The organism is Ruegeria sp. YTSC230 (assembly GCF_059609665.1).
The window spans coordinates 80,506-95,782 of the sequence record NZ_JBXWMC010000006.1; the positions used below are offsets into that span (position 1 = coordinate 80,506).

The window sequence follows — 15,277 nt, forward strand, 5'->3', positions numbered from 1 at the left end:
CACAGTCCGCCGGGAGGAGGTGGCGGATGGTCGAGCGGCTTTGCTCTTGTAAGGTGCCCTGGATAGTGGGCGAATTCCGTCGGTGGGCGTCGTTGCCTTCCGATGTCCCGATTAAGACATCCTTGATCTGGGCCGTCATCCGGTTTTGAGCGTCAAAGTGTGATTTTTCTGCGCTGCAGCGTAATTTGATGCTGCGCTGCAAAAATTTTGAGCACTCTCACCCCGTTGGCTCGAAAATGCGACGATCGAAGAAGACGTTCGGCGCCAGAATCAAGCTTCCGTTTGTCGAGGCTACGGTGGTCGACTCAGGAAGCGCCCCTTCCAGCTTTTCTGACGCTCCGGGGGTTTCGACACCCAGCCCGAACAACTCGCGCCGATAGAGATCGCTGCGAAAGACACGGGCGGCCTGACGTTCGGCTGTGCTGACATCGATCCCGTTCCGTTGCGCTAGCTGATGCGCGATCCACTTGGCCTGACTGCGCCATGGGAAGGTGGCAGCGCCATCAAAGAACTCGACAAACCCATCCACATGGCGTTGCTCGCCGCGCGCCGAGATTGTGAATTCGCCCATCAATGCACGGTCGATTAGTTCGGGTGAGACATTGAGGTAGGTTTTGCGCGATAGCATCTCGGACGCGGTTGTTCGGCTGTCCGTGTTTGAAAGCCAACGTCCCGCGCGCCAAACGGCCCGCATGAGGCTACCCAGCAAATGCGGCTCAGTTTCGGCCCAGTTGTTTCTAACCGCCAACACCTTTTCAGGTGCGCAGGTCCAGATTGCCTTACCGGGCAGCAGCAAGGCACCAACATTGTCATCCACGGCGAATGAGCCCCAAGGCTCGCCCACGCAGAAGGCATCGATCTCGCCACCTGCAAGCGCCTGCGCCATGAGAGGGGGCGGGACAGTGCGGATTTCGACCTGCTTCGAAGCCAGTTCGGTTCCCGCAACCCAATAGCGCAGCAGTTCAACATGCATCGAAAACGGAAAAGGCACTCCGAACACCAAAACCTCACCGGCAGCCTTTGCCAGTGCAGCCCCAGCCGCAACGGCATCATTGAAATCGAAGTCATAGCCCTGATCGGTCAGACGCCCTGCCAATTGGGTTCCAACGCCTATGACGTTGCCATTCAGGGATAGGACAGACACTGCGGACAGCGGCGTCGAGATACCGCCCAAACCCAAGGCCATCGCAACGGGTACAGGTGACAGCAGATGCGCTGCGTCCACATGCCCAAAAGCCAGCATATCGCGCAGAGATGACCATGACGGGGCCGGTCGCAGATCCAGAGACACGCCTTCGGCATGGTCAAATCCCATCTCGCGCGCGACAATCAACGGGGCCGCGTCGACCAAAGGCATATAGGCGACAGGCAAGGTCACGGTTCTCATGACAACAAACCCGAGGCCGTGACCAGGGCTTCGGCCACTTCTGCAACCCGGCGGTTCTGGTTCATCGCTGTTTTGCGCAGCAGGGCGTAGGCCTCGTCTTCAGACACACCCTTGGCTTTCATCAACAACCCTTTGGCGCGATCAATCACTTTGCGTTCTTCCAACGCACGGCGGGTCTCGGCCAGTTCGGTCCTCATCTGGCGTAGTACCTGAAACCGGGCGATGGCGGTATCGATCACAGGTTTGATGCGCTCGGCTTGCAGGCCATCGACTACATAGGCTGATACCCCTGCCTCAACGGCTGCTTTCGCCAATCCACCCGCAGCGCCCGAGACGAACATGGCCACCGGACGCTCCATCGGACCGGAGGCGACGGTCAACTCTTCCAGCATATCCCGCGATGGATTGTCTATGTCGATCAGAACGATGTCTGGGCTATGCATTGCAATTCTACGTGCCAGCCCGGAAACATTGCCAATTACAGAAACGTCTACGTCTCCAGACTCTTTTAAGGCATCCACAATTGCAAAGGCACGTTCTTGGTTCTGCTCGACGACAACGACAGTAAGGTGTTGTTTCATAGGCACCCAAGTGAGCCCAAGCTTCATCGATCGCAATTCCAAGGCCACTAAGCGTTTCATCAGGCTGCCAGTTTGCCTATTTTATCAGCATATTTTTACATGCAGCGGAATGTCTGCACAGTTTTTCTACATGTTATCAAAGAAATCTGCTTTGAGCCCTGGCGTGGCGCATTGGATCGACTCTTTGAATTTTCATTTGGTCTAATCTTTGGTTTGGGAGGCCAAATGTACTTCCATCGACGATGCGAAATCGAAGGTCCACTTTGACAGCAAGAACCACGTGACTCCGCAATCGCAGCGAATGATCGCTTTCCGCCCAACTGCTGGAATTCGTGCGAGCGCTGATGAAAGTGTATCCGTCTATCCGGCGCTACGCAGCCTTGAGATGTTCCGAGGCAGCCTGAGTGCCGCCTCCGTGATGAGGCATACCGCTCTTGGCTAGCCCCATTTCTACGCCAGAAAGGGTCGCCATCAACATTAGGTCGTTGAAATCGCCCAAATGACCAATGCGGAACACCTTGTCGGCTACCTTGGACAGACCATTTCCTAGTGAGATGTCATAGTGCTCAAGCGCCGTAGCACGAAACGCATCGGCGGAGTGACCTTCTGGGACCTTAACCGCAGTCAAGACGCCCGATTCCTGACCTTGATGTGTGCACAAAACCTCAAGACCCCAGGCGCGCACGGCAGCCCGTGTCGCGGCTCCGTGTCGGGAGTGACGGGCAAAAACGTTGTCCAACCCTTCCTCGTGCAACATGTCTATGGCCTCATTTAATCCATAGAGAAGATTGGTGCCGGGGGTGTAGGGAAAGAACCCCTTCTGATTTGGTCCGACCATATCTTGCCAATCCCAGTAGCTTCGCGGCGTGGTCACGGATTTTGAGTGTTTTAGCGCCCGATCGCTCACGGCGTTGAAGCTCAGACCAGGCGGTAACATCAGTCCTTTTTGCGAGCCGGAGACACACACATCGACCCCCCAGTCATCGAACCGAAAATCAATCGACGCAAGGCCGGAGATGGAGTCCACGATTAGAAGTGCTGGGTGTTTGGCTGCGTCTATGGCCCTGCGCACTTCCTCAATTGATGAGACTGACCCGGTAGACGTTTCGTTGTGGACGACGCAAACTGCCTTGATGTCGTGCTGCTTGTCCGCACGTAGACGGTCTTCAATCTGATTGGGGTCCGCGCCGCCACGCCAATCTCCTTCAATCAGCTCTGGGTGCAACCCTAGTTTTCCAGCCAAGTTGCACCACATGAAAGCGAAATGTCCTGTTTCAAACATCAGAACTTTTTCGCCAGGCGAAACCGTGTTCACAAGTGCGGCTTCCCATGCACCGGTGCCGGATGAAGGATAGATAAAGACGTTCTGTTTTGTCCTGAAAATCGTCTTCATTCCATTGAGGGCTTTATTCCCGACTTCTGCAAAATTGGGTCCTCGATGGTCAATGGTCTGCGTGCTTATGGCTCTCAGGATGCGATCTGGCACAGCACTTGGCCCTGGAATCTGCAAAAAGTGTCTACCCGCCTGACGCATTTGAACTGATCCTTACGCTGGTGCCAAAAAAGTGGCGCTATTATCTATTGCAAAAGTTAATTATGAATTCATTATTCAGTCAACGATGAAGTGAAAGGTCTAATTAGGCTTACAGGGAAGGGAAGGCGAACCTGATGGTAGAGAATGGATCGTTGTACCGCCGACTGTTGTCTGATGTGCGGGGGGAAGTGATGTCAGATCCGGCATCGCTTGCTCGATACTCGACCGATGCCTCAATCTATCAGATGATACCGGACGCTGTGGTGATCCCCCGGTCCACAGAAGATGTCCAAGCCGTGATGTCCATTGCGCGGGACGAAGGATGTTCGGTTCTACCGCGCGGCGCCGGCACGTCGCAATGCGGGCAAACAGTCAATCAGGGTGTTGTGCTGGACAACACAAAACACTTGAATCGTATTCTTGACGTAGACGCTGAGAAACGTATCGCGCGCGTTCAGCCCGGTGTTGTTCTGGATCAATTGAACCAAGCGTTGAAGCAGCATGGCCTGTGGTTTCCCGTGGATCCCTCAACAGCGTCTCGTTGCACTCTTGGGGGGATGGCGGCAAATAATTCTTCAGGTGGAAAATCTCTGCGATACGGGATCATGCGAGACAACGTCCGTGCGATAAACGCAATCATGGTTGACGGCCCGGAAGCGCGGTTCAGCGCTGATACGGCCGCATCAGGCGATTATGCGGATCTTGTTGGTGATATGCGCGCTCTTGGGCGTCGCGAGGCTGCTGAAATTGACGCTCGTTTTCCCAAAGTCCAACGCCGTGTGGGCGGGTACAATATCGACGCCCTCATCGGTAACGACATCAACATGTCCCATTTATTGGTGGGGTCAGAAGGCACATTGGCCTATTTCACAGAACTGGAATTAAGCTTGGCACAGTTGCCGGGTGCGAAAGTTACTGGTGTGTGCCATTTCCCGACATTCCGTGCTGCAATGGAGGCCACTCAGCACATCGTGACACTCAACCCCCTGGCGGTAGAGTTGGTCGACGACACCATGATTGCATTAGGGCGTGAAATCCCATTGTTTCGCGAAACGATAAATGCATTTGTTGAAGGCAATCCCGAAGCCCTGCTGCTGGTGGAATTCGCCGAGGGCAGCGCCGAGGCCAATGCTGCAAAACTGGTCGAGCTTTCGCAACTGATGGGAGATCTCGGGTTTGCTTTCAGCGGTGCGAAAAACCGGTGGGGCGGCGTTGTCACTGTTACGGACACCTCTTTGCAGAATGCTATCGCCGAGTACCGAAAATCCGGGTTGAATGTCATGATGTCGATGAAAGAGGCAGGCAAACCAATCTCTTTTGTCGAGGATTGCGCTGTCCCTCTGCCCGACCTCGCCGATTACACCGCTGGCCTAACCGAAATATTTGCCCGGCATGGCACAAAGGGAACGTGGTACGCGCATGCCTCGGTGGGGTGTTTGCACGTGCGCCCTGTGCTGAACATGCGGCAAGACAAAGACGTCCGGACAATGAGGGCGATCGCCGAAGAAACATTTGATATGGTCCAAAAATATAAAGGATCTCATTCAGGTGAACATGGTGACGGGATCGTAAGATCAGAATTTCATGAGAAGATGTTCGGTCAGCGTATCGTTTCTGCGTTTGAGCAGGTTAAGAACCGGTTTGATCCCGACGGGGTGATGAATCCCGGCAAGATCGTTAACGCGCCTGCCATGGACGACCGCAGACTGTTCCGCTATGGCCTAGATTATTCGGTTCCTGAATTCGAAACAACACTGGACTGGTCCGCTTGGCCGGGTTCCGGAGGAGGGTTTCAGGGCGCCGTCGAGATGTGCAACAACAATGGTGCATGCCGCAAGCTCAAGGGTGGCGTTATGTGCCCATCTTTCCGAGCGACCCGAAACGAGCGTGATGTTACGCGTGGACGGGCAAATACGCTGCGGCTTGCGATCAGCGGGCAGATGTCAGGCGGTTTGTCGTCCGATGCCATGTTGGACACAATGAAGTACTGCGTGTCCTGCAAAGCGTGCGCTCGGGAATGTCCGACTGGCGTCGATATGGCGCGAATGAAAATCGAAGTATTGTCAGCAAAACGTAAAAAAGATGGGCTGACGTTGGCAGACAAATTGATAGCTTACCTGCCCCGATATGCACCAAAAGCCGCGAAAGTCGCGTGGCTTATGAATTTACGAAACAAAATTGCACCCTCGCGTAAGCTATTGGAGGGACCGACTGGTATTTCAGCGCGACGTGATCTGCCAGTGTGGTCTTCTGCTCCGTTCCGTGATGCCGAGGCTCAGGACAATGATCCGCAGGTGTTGCTGTTTGCCGATGTGTTCAACCGGTATTTCGAACCGGAAAATTTACGCGCCGCTGTCCGGGTTTTGCGGGCAAACGGACTTCGGGTGGCCGTGGCGCGAGACGATCAATCCGACAGGGCATTGGATTGCGGACGTACTCTTTTAGCTATGGGCTGCGTCGACGAAGCGCGTCACGAGGCACAACGCGTGATTGACGCGACGCGAGAGGCGGTTGCAAAAGGTGTTCCAGTAGTCGGGCTCGAACCTTCCTCTATCCTCACGTTCCGGGATGAGTTTTTGGCGCTTTTCCCGGGGCCGGAAACGGAGATGTTGTCGAATGCAACGCGTACCTTTGAGGAATTTCTGGCCGATCAGCCGGACTTGGCCCTGAAGCCGTTGGATCGCCCGATCTATGTGCATGGGCATTGCCACCAGAAAGCACACGATGCCGTCACACCGATGCTCAACCTTTTGAAGCGTATTCCGGAGGCACAGGTTCACATGATAGAAAGCGGTTGTTGCGGAATGGCCGGGGCGTTTGGGTATGCGCCTGAAACTATCGATGTTTCGATAAAGATGGCACAACTTGACTTGTTCCCGGCGTTGGAAGCAGCACCTATAGATGCAGTTATCGTGGCCGATGGGACATCTTGCCGCCATCAAATCGCCGAAGGTACGCAGCGGAAGCCCATGCACGTCGCGCGCCTGTTGGATCTGGTTCTTGATGTTTAGGAAATGGAAATGAACCTGACGGACAGCATTAATCGCCCGACCCTTCATGAAGAACTGGTCGAAAGGCTGCGTAACCTGGTTGTCGAAGATGTGCTAAAGCCGGGTGAAAAAGTGCCCGAGAAGCAGCTTTGTGACTCGTTGGGGGTCTCGCGGACACCTTTGCGAGAAGCTTTAAAGGTGCTCGCATCAGAAGGCTTTGTGGTACTTCAAGCCAACCGGGGGGCCCGCGTCGCAAGTGTCACGCGAGAGGAATTGGAGAATACATTTCCAGTGCTTGCGACGCTTGAGCAACTGGCGGGAGAGTTGGCATGTCAGCACCTGGATTCCGCTGAAATTGAACTAATCGAACGTCGCCACGCCGATATGCTGAAAGCCTATAAGTCACATGACCGACAGGCATATTTTAAGGCCAATCAGGACATTCATCAGGCACTGATACGTGGCGCGCGAAACGATATCCTTGCGAGCCACCACAAGCTGTTGGCCGCACGGGTCCGCCGCGCACGTTTTATGGCCAACTTGTCGGACGAGCGCTGGGCGCAGGCCATTTACGAACACAAAGCCATGATGGAGTTACTCAGGGCCCGTAATGCAGATGGGCTTGGGAAATCCATGAAGCTTCACATGATGAACAAACTTTCTGCTCTTGTGAAAGCGCTGGAGGCAGAGGACGAGACACCTCGCTAAACCCTAGTAAAAAGCGCCTACCAGCTTCCCACGGATGCGCTGCTAGTCGGCGCTGAGACTAGGAAACAGAGGGGATAACCCACAGTCCTCAGCAAGTTTGTTGAGGTCTCGACAAAGAGCGGGATTCAGCCTCACACCGTCTTTGCGGCGGGCCTCTGCGGCAGCCGTTTTGCCGTCTCCGGGCAAGCGCACCGGGTCATGACCGGGCAGGGGGGCGGATGCGCGCATTTCAGAGAAGACGCGGGCTGCGTTAGAAGCAAAGTCATTGCCCATCCCAAAGGCTGCCGGATTGAGCGCCATAACGAACTGGCCGGTGTTTGTGGATGAAGTTGTGTCCGAGGTGAAATTGACCACATCGGAACCGAAGGCCGCGCGGTTTAAGACCCCGGCCATCAACCCGATAGCTACGGAAAGACCGAACCCTTTCGGACCCCCAATCGGCAACAGAAATCCTTCTGACTTGAGGGCGGGGTCCGTCAATGGGTTTCCATCACGCCCAACCATCCAGCCCTCGGGCATAAGCTTGCCTTGCTGCAACAGGGTTTTGATCTTGCCCATCGCGGCTACGGTCGTCGCCATATCAAACACAAACGAGTCGGGACCATCGGCAGGGGCGGAAAAAGCAATGGGATTGGTGCCAAGAAGCAAATCGCTACCGCCATAAGGCGGGACGTGGTTCGCGCTGCCCACTGCCGCGGCCATACCAAGCAGCCCTGCCTCGGCTTGTGGACGTACATAAAGTGCGAGTGGTCCCGCATGATTGCCGCGCCGAACACCAACCCACCCGATACCGGCCGCTTTTGCCTTTTCAATTGCAAGATCCCGCGCCGCCGACATAGCCAGATGGCCGAGGCCATCGTCTCCGTCGATCAAAGCGGTTGCGACAGTCTCATGTTCTACAGTTACTTTTGGCGTAGGATTGGAGCCACCTCCCGCCAGCCGGGCAAGGTACTGGCGCAGGCGAAAGACACCGTGCGTACCGTAGCCATAAATGTCGGCCTCGACCATCAACGAGGCCACCTTGTCCGCATCTGTTTTTGGCACACCTCGAGTTTCGAGCGCGGTCGCCACAAATTCACGCAGGGTGTGGCAGTCTATTTTCACAGGCTCAGAAGTCATCTCTTCCCACCTGTTCCTTGTGCCAGAACACCAATTTACGCTGTGTCCAAACCACCGACGCAAAAACCACCAGACCAACAAGGCTGAGATACAGGATCAACGAGAAGACGCGCGGCGTGTTGAGCTGCGAGGCCGCGACTCGGATAAGTTCGCCAAATCCCTTGCCACCACCCAGGAATTCTCCTGTGATCGCACCAGCCATTACGCCGACTGCTCCGATCTTGAGACCGGTAAAAATCTGCGGCAGGCCAGTCGGCAGTTTCATCTTGAACAATGTCTGCATCCGACTTGCGCCCATTGTCTTGAAAAGCATACGCGCGTTTTCGTCGGCAGCGTGAAGCCCAGCCGCAGTACCAACCACGATTGGAAATGTCGCGATAAAGGCAGCAAGTGCGACCTTTGATTCAATACCAAAGCCTAACCACGCTACAAAGAGTGGGGCAAACGCCACCTTTGGCATGGTATCTATGGCCACCAGGTAAGGCATCACTGCCTTTTCACCAAATGCCGTTTCCCCCACTAATACGCCCAGCGAAAAACCGATCGCGATTGCCAGCGCAAAACCATAGATAACTTCTTTGATTGTGATCCACAGCGCCCCAAGCATGTAGCCGCCAGACAATAGATTTTGTCCCACGAAGATCATATCTTTTAGGGTTTCCATCGGTGTCGGCAAAATGATTGGGGAAACCAGCCCAAGGCTCGTGACACTTTGCCATGTGCCCACGAAAACCACGAAGACAAAGGTCATCGCCAGCCAGCGTGGAACCGAGTCGATAAAGTGAATTTTCTGTTCCCATACAGTGTCTTCTGCGGCGTCAGAATCCTTTAGGGAAGGTGAGTGGTTATGAACGTCGCTCACATTTCTTCTCCCTTATCCAGGAGGCTGCGAATGTAGTCTACAATAGCGCCAAACTTGGGCGTGGTCATCATATCCAACGTGCGTGGGCGTGGCAGGTCGACCTTCACGATCTCGGCAATCCTGCCCGGGCGTGGTTTCAACACGACGATTTCGTCGGACAAAATCACGGCTTCCTGAATAGAGTGCGTAACAAGAAAAGCAGTCGCATCCTGTTCATGGCAAATCCGCTGCAGTTCCATATTCATCATGTCGCGTGACAGCTCGTCCAGCGCGCTGAATGGTTCGTCTAACAAAAGCACGGCTGGTTCTGTGATCAGCATACGGCAGATTGAGGCGCGCTGTGCCATGCCGCCCGACAATTCATTCGGGTATACGTTTTCGAATCCCTTCAAACCCACGATGTCCAAAAGTTCGTGAGCCTTGCCCATTGCTTGCTTGGCGGCTGCCTTGCCATCGCGGATCTCGATTGGCAACACGATGTTTTCCACGGCAGTTTTCCAGGGAAATAGTGTCGCCTGCTGGAACATCATACCAATGTCTCGCCGGGGACCGGTCACTGGCAGACCTTGTAGGATCACACGCCCTTTGGTGGGAGGGATCAGACCCGCCATGATCTTGAGCAGAGTGGATTTCCCGCACCCGCTGGACCCAATGACAGATGTGAAGCTTCCTTTCCGAAGCGTCAGATTAATGTCCTCAAGCGCAACAACAAGGTTGCGTGCATAGGTCTTGCTTAAATGGGTCAATTCGTAGACCGGCGTGCCCAAGGGCGCGCCGGAAAACTCTTGTGCGGCTGCAGCGTTCATTTGCTGGCGGCCTCGTTGCCAATGGCGGCAAATTCATTGGTCCAGGCGGCGCTCAAGTCATCAAGCGGTCCCGGAATTTCGCCCCCTGCGACAAGTGCGTCTTGCCATTCTTGCCAAACCTCGGCGGGGTACCATCCCAGACCATTGCTTGGATCCGCTGCTATGGTCTTCGAGCGTACGGCATCGAACAGCGCTGCCTGGAATTCCTTGTCTTCGCCTTCCTGCGGATTGCCGTCCGCCAGATGCTTCAGCACAGCTTCACGGTTAGCATCATCGAGAGCAAAGGCATGGCCACGCGCGAACGCGCGGCTCCAGGCCTCGACCAATTCGCGATCGTTGGCGATTGTGTCAGCCATTGTGGCGATACCGTTTCCGAAGAAACGCCCGAATTCCGCAGGCGTGATGTCACGCACCTTCATTCCGCGCTGGTTCAGGATTGCTGTATCAGCCGTCGAAGCAGAATATGCGTCGATTTCACCATTCAGGAAAGCTGCAGTCGCAGGGCCGCCGTCGCCAACAGTAAGAAATGTGAAATCCTCACCTTCTTTCATACCTGCACCGGTCAAGACGTTTCGTGCAAAACCTACTTCGGCACCGTCCGCGGTGCCGGTTCCGATGACTTTTCCTCGCAGTTCCTCAACGCTTTGAACTGCAGAATCTTCTGGCACCGCGATGCCGAAGTTGCTGCGTGCCGCAACGTTGTAGATATGTACGGCATCCACATCGCGCGACCGCGCTGCGATCAGAGGTCCAGGTCCAGGGCGACCGAAATGCGCTTGCCCGGCAGACAATGCCTGAAGCACGGCGCCTGAGCCGTTGATCGCCTCGACTGTCACGTTCAATCCTTCATCTGCGAAGTATCCTTCGCCAATGGCGACAAACACAGGAAATGAGTTGATTGCCGAAGGGCTGGGTTGCACGAAGGTGATTTCACGCAAGTCTTGCGCAAAACCCATTGTTCCTAGTGCTCCTGCTACCGGAACAGCAGTAAGCAGGGACGCTGTGAAAGTCCTTCTGTTCATCATTGTAGTCTTCCTCCCTTGAATGTTGACGCCTCACAGCGATTGCTGCGTAGGAGCCATTATACGGCGCGCACTGTGTTCCTTAGCGTGCCGATTTCGGAAACCTCGCAAACTACGACGTCCCCGTTTTTCAAAAACTGCGGCGGTTCCATTGCGTATCCGACGCCTGATGGCGTACCTGTCGCAATGATGTCTCCCGGTTCTAGTGTCAGGCCTTCTGACAAGGATGCAATCAACGTTGGAATGTCGAATATCATGTCCGACGTCATGCCGTTTTGGCGCTGCTCACCGTTAACTGTCAGTCCGATCGACAGGGCTTGTGGATCGCTGATGGCATCGGCGGTCACGATGTAGGGACCAATTGGGCAAGATCCATCAAGCCCTTTGCCTTTGAAGTACTGGCCGCCATGGCGGCGCTGTATGTCACGGGCGGTTATGTCGTTCAGAATAGAATACCCAAAGACATGATTAAATGCATCTGCCTTTGTGATGTTACGCCCGCGCTTCCCTATCACGACTGCCAACTCGACTTCATAGTCGATGGACTGCGACACCGAAGGGAAAAGTAGGATGTCGGCGTCTGGTGCAACGACCGAGGTCGGCGGCTTGGTAAAGAAAACCGGATGTTCGGTGATGCCGATTATCTCTTTTTGCGCCCGTTCACCTTCTGCGATGTGCTCAGCGTAGTTTCGCCCCACACAGAAAACGTTCTTACGTGGCGTGGGAATGGGCGACAGAAGAGGCGCGTCTTCGGGGACTAGCAAGTCCTTGAGTTCGCCAGCCTCACCCGCAGCAACAACGGCGTTCAACGCTTCAAGTGAGGTCTGACCGCCTTCGATAATCAGCTGCATCGTGCTTACATCAAGAGCTGTATCCGGCATGAGCATCTTAATCGCACGCGAAACATCCAACCTGCTTCCGTTGGCAAGCATTGCGACACAAACGGCGTGGCCATCTAATGAAACAGTCGCTAAACGCACTCGGCTCTCCTCCTACATGCTGGCGCCCACTTAGGTCACCGATCTTGGCAGGCGACTCAGATTTGGTTGTCACTTGCCCTTGAGTTTTTGCCGACTTGGCGTTTCAATCAATCAACCAATCAGCAAATTGGGTGGCAATGTGAGTGAGCCTTCAGAACTTTCGCAACGTGTCCGGGACCTGATCGACAATGCGGGATACCGGCACAACGATAGACTTCCGCCTGAAAGGGAACTGTGCCAATGGTTAGGCACGACCAGAAATCAGCTGAGGCGCGTATTGGCCGAACTAGAGGCGCAGGGGCTTATCTGGCGGCATGTGGGCCGGGGCACGTTCGTTGGTGCCCGACCGGTTCTCAATCTGACGGACGTGACCTATTTGGGTGCTCAGATCAAGCCTGAACAGGTTGTGGGTGTTCGGTTTACCATCGAGCCGCAGCTTAGCCGCCTTGCCGCGCTTCATTCTACGCGTTCGGACCGCGAGCAAATGAGGCTCTGCGTTGAGAGGTGCCGAGCCGCAGAAGACTGGCGCACATATGAAGCATGGGACAATAATTTGCATCACGCGATAGCCCGGGCAACGCGTAACCAGCTTTTCCTGTACTTCTTCGAGACTCTGAATTCCGTTCGAAGGTCCATTGTGTGGGGACAACCTCGTAAAACCTATAAACCCCCGGAGGATTATTCCAGCTTTCGAGAGCATGACTTGATCCTGTCGGCGATATCGAGTGGAGACGGAGAACAGGCGGCGCAGGCCATGTTGGCTCATCTGAGATCCGTTTACTCCCGCGTGTTGCCAGCTAGTCTTGAGGCCGACCATTAAACTAGCGTCCGACCAATTTGGGAAATGGTTGGGCTAAGCAGCGGCTGAACCTCTTGCAAATCGACGGTCACATTGGCGATGACTGAGACAAGAGCTACGTCTTTTCGGGCGTGGCACAGCATCGATCGGAACGCGGCCACAGATTGGCAAACCGATCTTTGGCAACGATGTGTTCAGGAGGATAGCGATGCACGATCTTGTAATTCCCGCGGTGAAGGTTCACGAAATACCGGTAGAAGGCGGTGGCATATTCCCGGTACGTCGGGTTTATTGCATTGGTCGAAACTACGCGGCGCACGCCATAGAAATGGGCCACGACCCAAATCGTGAACCCCCATTTTTCTTCCAAAAAAACCCTGACAACCTCGATCCATCCGGAGAATTTCCATATCCGGCTCACAGCTCGGACGTACATCATGAAGCTGAAATGTATGTGGCGCTTAAATCCGGCGGAACGAATATTTCTGTGCAAGATGCTCTGGATCATGTCTACGGCTACGGGCTTTCACTGGATATGACCCGTCGAGATCTGCAGGGCGAAATGAAGAAAATGGGTCGTCCTTGGGAAATCGGGAAGGCATTTGAGCGATCAGCTCCATGCGGACCGGTGCATAAGGCAGAAGATGTTGGGCCACTCGACGAAGGCGCAATTCGCCTATCGGTAAACGGAGAAACTCGGCAGGAAGGTGATTTGAACCAGATGATCTGGAAAGTCCCTGAAATGATCTCTTACTTAAGCGATTACTTCGAACTTGCCGCCGGCGATGTTATCTTGTCTGGCACGCCCTCTGGAGTTGGTCCAGTAAACCGCGGCGATGTATTGGTGCTGTCGGTCGACAAATTGGGTAGCCTAACTGTCAAGGTAACTTAGCAACCACACCAAACCCTCTCCGCGAAATAGGCCAACGCTTTTGTAAACGGATCCCAGATGCCCCACTTAGTTGCCGAATTGATCGCACCCCATTCTGGTACCGCAAATGCTATCGGTGCCCCAGGTCGATCTTGGTTGAACTACCTCGGGCTGCGAGAGCTTTGCGCAAAGGTCAAAAAAGATCTTCATCAGATCGGAGTAGGTCGCGGCGACCGAGTGGCAATTGTGTTGCCCAATGGCCCCGAAATGGCGACGGCCTTCATATCCGTCGCCCAAGTGGCGACGACGGCACCTTTGAACCCGGCGTACACTTACGAAGAATACGTTTTCTACCTCAAGGATCTGAAGGCCAAGGCCCTACTTGTAAACGAAAACGACGATGGACCTGCCGTAAAGGCTGCTGGGGACCTTGGCATCGCAATCTTGAGGGCCTCTCACGATAGCTTACATTCAGCCGGACAGTTCTCCATATTGTCCTGTGACCCAATTGGCACGGCTGACACCTCCGAACCGGGTGAAGATGATGTCGCCCTGATACTGCACACGTCAGGAACAACGTCGCGTCCCAAAATCGTCCCTCTGACGCAGGCTAATATCTACGCATCCGCTCGAAATGTGGCTTCGTCTTTGAAACTGACAATCGACGATCGCTGTCTGAGTATTATGCCGCTGTTTCATATCCACGGGTTGATTGCGGCTGTTGCCGCGTCTTTAGGTGCTGGATCTCAAATTAGCTGTGCCCCCGGGTTCAACGCTCTTAGCTTTTTCTCACAGGTCGCTGAAGTTGATCCGACCTGGTACACCGCAGTTCCGACAATGCACCAAGCTATTCTCGCCCGAGCTGCGCGAAACCAATCGATCATTGTGCAATCGCGGTTGCGCTTTCTTCGGTCTTCTTCTGCTTCGTTGCCGGGCCCGGTAATGGAAGAGTTGGTGGCAACTTTTGATGCGCCCGTCATCGAAGCCTACGGTATGACTGAGGCGACACATCAAATGTGTTGCAATCCGCTTACTCCCCAAACGCAAAAACCCGGATCTGTTGGAATTGCAGCAGGCCCCGAAGTCAGAATTGCAGACGAGAACGAAAATGTTCTGATCTCTTCGCGGGACGTCGGAGAAATCGTTATCAGCGGGCCGAACGTGACGCCGGGATACGAAAGCAACCCGCAGGCAAATGCCGACAATTTCTTTGAAGTGGACGGAAAAACTTGGTTTCGCACTGGTGACCAGGGTTCATTCGACGAAGAAAATTATCTGCGACTGACCGGTCGACTTAAGGAACTTATCAATCGCGGTGGAGAGAAAATCAGCCCACTTGAGGTTGACTCTGTACTCTTGAGCCACCCAGACGTTGCTCAGGCAGTTTGTTTTGCCGTTCCCCACGAAAAACTGGGTGAAGACATAGCGGCAGCTGTGGTGCTTTCAGAAGGCGCGACGATCCAAGGTCAGGAGGTCAGGGCTTTTGTTGGCGCGCGGCTCGCAAAATTCAAGGTGCCGACTTCGGTGGTTGTTCTTGAAGAAATTCCAAAAGGCGCGACTGGCAAGATACAAAGGATCGGACTAGCTGCTAAATTGGGGCTGGCAAAGGCTTAGACAC

Annotated in this window: 13 protein-coding genes; 5 read left to right on the top strand and 8 right to left on the bottom strand. The window is 54.5% G+C overall.

The window, feature by feature from the left end; translation table 11 throughout:
- Positions 1-217 precede the first annotated feature (217 nt).
- The 3 genes from AC2FD9_RS13125 to AC2FD9_RS13135 all read right to left on the bottom strand — a co-directional run bounded on the left by AC2FD9_RS13125 (position 218) and on the right by AC2FD9_RS13135 (position 3,502).
- Positions 218-1,387 (bottom strand): ABC transporter substrate-binding protein, encoded by a 1,170-nt coding sequence (locus tag AC2FD9_RS13125; protein WP_496837264.1) that lies wholly within the window; start codon positions 1,385-1,387, stop codon positions 218-220.
- Positions 1,384-1,968 (bottom strand): ANTAR domain-containing response regulator, encoded by a 585-nt coding sequence (locus tag AC2FD9_RS13130; RefSeq protein WP_282120623.1) that lies wholly within the window; start codon positions 1,966-1,968, stop codon positions 1,384-1,386. Before AC2FD9_RS13130 ends, AC2FD9_RS13125 begins: the two co-directional genes overlap by 4 nt.
- 370 nt (positions 1,969-2,338) lie before the next feature.
- Positions 2,339-3,502, bottom strand: a complete 1,164-nt coding sequence (locus tag AC2FD9_RS13135; RefSeq protein WP_496837266.1) for a pyridoxal-phosphate-dependent aminotransferase family protein — start codon at positions 3,500-3,502, stop codon at positions 2,339-2,341.
- 134 nt (positions 3,503-3,636) lie between these two features.
- Here AC2FD9_RS13135 and AC2FD9_RS13140 point away from each other — a divergent pair, with 134 nt between their 5' ends.
- Positions 3,637-6,513, top strand: a complete 2,877-nt coding sequence (locus AC2FD9_RS13140; protein ID WP_496837268.1) for an FAD-binding and (Fe-S)-binding domain-containing protein — start codon at positions 3,637-3,639, stop codon at positions 6,511-6,513.
- A gap of 9 nt (positions 6,514-6,522) precedes the next feature.
- Positions 6,523-7,200 (top strand): GntR family transcriptional regulator, encoded by a 678-nt coding sequence (locus AC2FD9_RS13145; protein ID WP_496698254.1) that lies wholly within the window; start codon positions 6,523-6,525, stop codon positions 7,198-7,200.
- A gap of 42 nt (positions 7,201-7,242) precedes the next feature.
- On the opposite strand, the gene AC2FD9_RS13150 is transcribed toward AC2FD9_RS13145, so the two are convergent.
- From AC2FD9_RS13150 to AC2FD9_RS13170, 5 genes are all read right to left on the bottom strand, one after another.
- Positions 7,243-8,319, bottom strand: coding sequence for an Ldh family oxidoreductase (locus AC2FD9_RS13150; protein WP_496837270.1), 1,077 nt, complete (start codon positions 8,317-8,319; stop codon positions 7,243-7,245).
- Entirely contained in the window at positions 8,309-9,181 is an 873-nt protein-coding gene (locus AC2FD9_RS13155) for an ABC transporter permease (RefSeq protein ID WP_496698258.1), read from the bottom strand. The genes AC2FD9_RS13150 and AC2FD9_RS13155 overlap by 11 nt, the downstream gene beginning before the upstream one ends.
- Complete coding sequence (locus AC2FD9_RS13160) at positions 9,178-9,987, bottom strand: ABC transporter ATP-binding protein (RefSeq protein ID WP_058275284.1); 810 nt, start codon at positions 9,985-9,987, stop codon at positions 9,178-9,180. The genes AC2FD9_RS13155 and AC2FD9_RS13160 overlap by 4 nt, the downstream gene beginning before the upstream one ends.
- Complete coding sequence (locus tag AC2FD9_RS13165; protein ID WP_282120629.1) at positions 9,984-10,943, bottom strand: ABC transporter substrate-binding protein; 960 nt, start codon at positions 10,941-10,943, stop codon at positions 9,984-9,986. Before AC2FD9_RS13165 ends, AC2FD9_RS13160 begins: the two co-directional genes overlap by 4 nt.
- Positions 10,944-11,068: 125 nt before the next feature.
- On the bottom strand, positions 11,069-11,890 hold the full coding sequence (locus tag AC2FD9_RS13170; protein WP_496837273.1) for a fumarylacetoacetate hydrolase family protein: 822 nt from the start codon (positions 11,888-11,890) through the stop codon (positions 11,069-11,071).
- Between the two features lie 238 nt (positions 11,891-12,128).
- Here AC2FD9_RS13170 and AC2FD9_RS13175 point away from each other — a divergent pair, with 238 nt between their 5' ends.
- The 3 genes from AC2FD9_RS13175 to AC2FD9_RS13185 all read left to right on the top strand — a co-directional run bounded on the left by AC2FD9_RS13175 (position 12,129) and on the right by AC2FD9_RS13185 (position 15,273).
- Entirely contained in the window at positions 12,129-12,809 is a 681-nt protein-coding gene (locus AC2FD9_RS13175) for a FadR/GntR family transcriptional regulator (RefSeq protein ID WP_496837274.1), read from the top strand.
- A gap of 187 nt (positions 12,810-12,996) precedes the next feature.
- On the top strand, positions 12,997-13,680 hold the full coding sequence (locus AC2FD9_RS13180) for a fumarylacetoacetate hydrolase family protein (RefSeq protein WP_496837275.1): 684 nt from the start codon (positions 12,997-12,999) through the stop codon (positions 13,678-13,680).
- Positions 13,681-13,737: 57 nt separating this feature from the next.
- The gene (locus tag AC2FD9_RS13185; protein WP_496837277.1) at positions 13,738-15,273 is read left to right on the top strand and encodes an acyl--CoA ligase; all 1,536 of its coding nucleotides are present in this window, start codon (positions 13,738-13,740) and stop codon (positions 15,271-15,273) included.
- Positions 15,274-15,277 lie beyond the last annotated feature (4 nt).

Bases quoted from the DNA above. Each gene is read 5' to 3' on its own strand.
- AC2FD9_RS13185 (WP_496837277.1), top strand. From the start codon at position 13,738: ATGCCCCACTTAGTTGCCGAATTGATCGCACCCCATTCTGGTACCGCA.
- AC2FD9_RS13180 (WP_496837275.1), top strand. From the start codon at position 12,997: ATGCACGATCTTGTAATTCCCGCGGTGAAGGTTCACGAAATACCGGTA.
- AC2FD9_RS13170 (WP_496837273.1), bottom strand. From the start codon at position 11,890: ATGCCGGATACAGCTCTTGATGTAAGCACGATGCAGCTGATTATCGAA.
- AC2FD9_RS13140 (WP_496837268.1), top strand. From the start codon at position 3,637: ATGGTAGAGAATGGATCGTTGTACCGCCGACTGTTGTCTGATGTGCGG.
- AC2FD9_RS13145 (WP_496698254.1), top strand. From the start codon at position 6,523: ATGAACCTGACGGACAGCATTAATCGCCCGACCCTTCATGAAGAACTG.
- AC2FD9_RS13165 (WP_282120629.1), bottom strand. From the start codon at position 10,943: ATGGGTTTTGCGCAAGACTTGCGTGAAATCACCTTCGTGCAACCCAGC.
- AC2FD9_RS13130 (WP_282120623.1), bottom strand. From the start codon at position 1,968: ATGAAACAACACCTTACTGTCGTTGTCGTCGAGCAGAACCAAGAACGT.
- AC2FD9_RS13150 (WP_496837270.1), bottom strand. From the start codon at position 8,319: ATGACTTCTGAGCCTGTGAAAATAGACTGCCACACCCTGCGTGAATTT.
- AC2FD9_RS13135 (WP_496837266.1), bottom strand. From the start codon at position 3,502: ATGCGTCAGGCGGGTAGACACTTTTTGCAGATTCCAGGGCCAAGTGCT.
- AC2FD9_RS13160 (WP_058275284.1), bottom strand. From the start codon at position 9,987: ATGAACGCTGCAGCCGCACAAGAGTTTTCCGGCGCGCCCTTGGGCACG.
- AC2FD9_RS13125 (WP_496837264.1), bottom strand. From the start codon at position 1,387: ATGAGAACCGTGACCTTGCCTGTCGCCTATATGCCTTTGGTCGACGCG.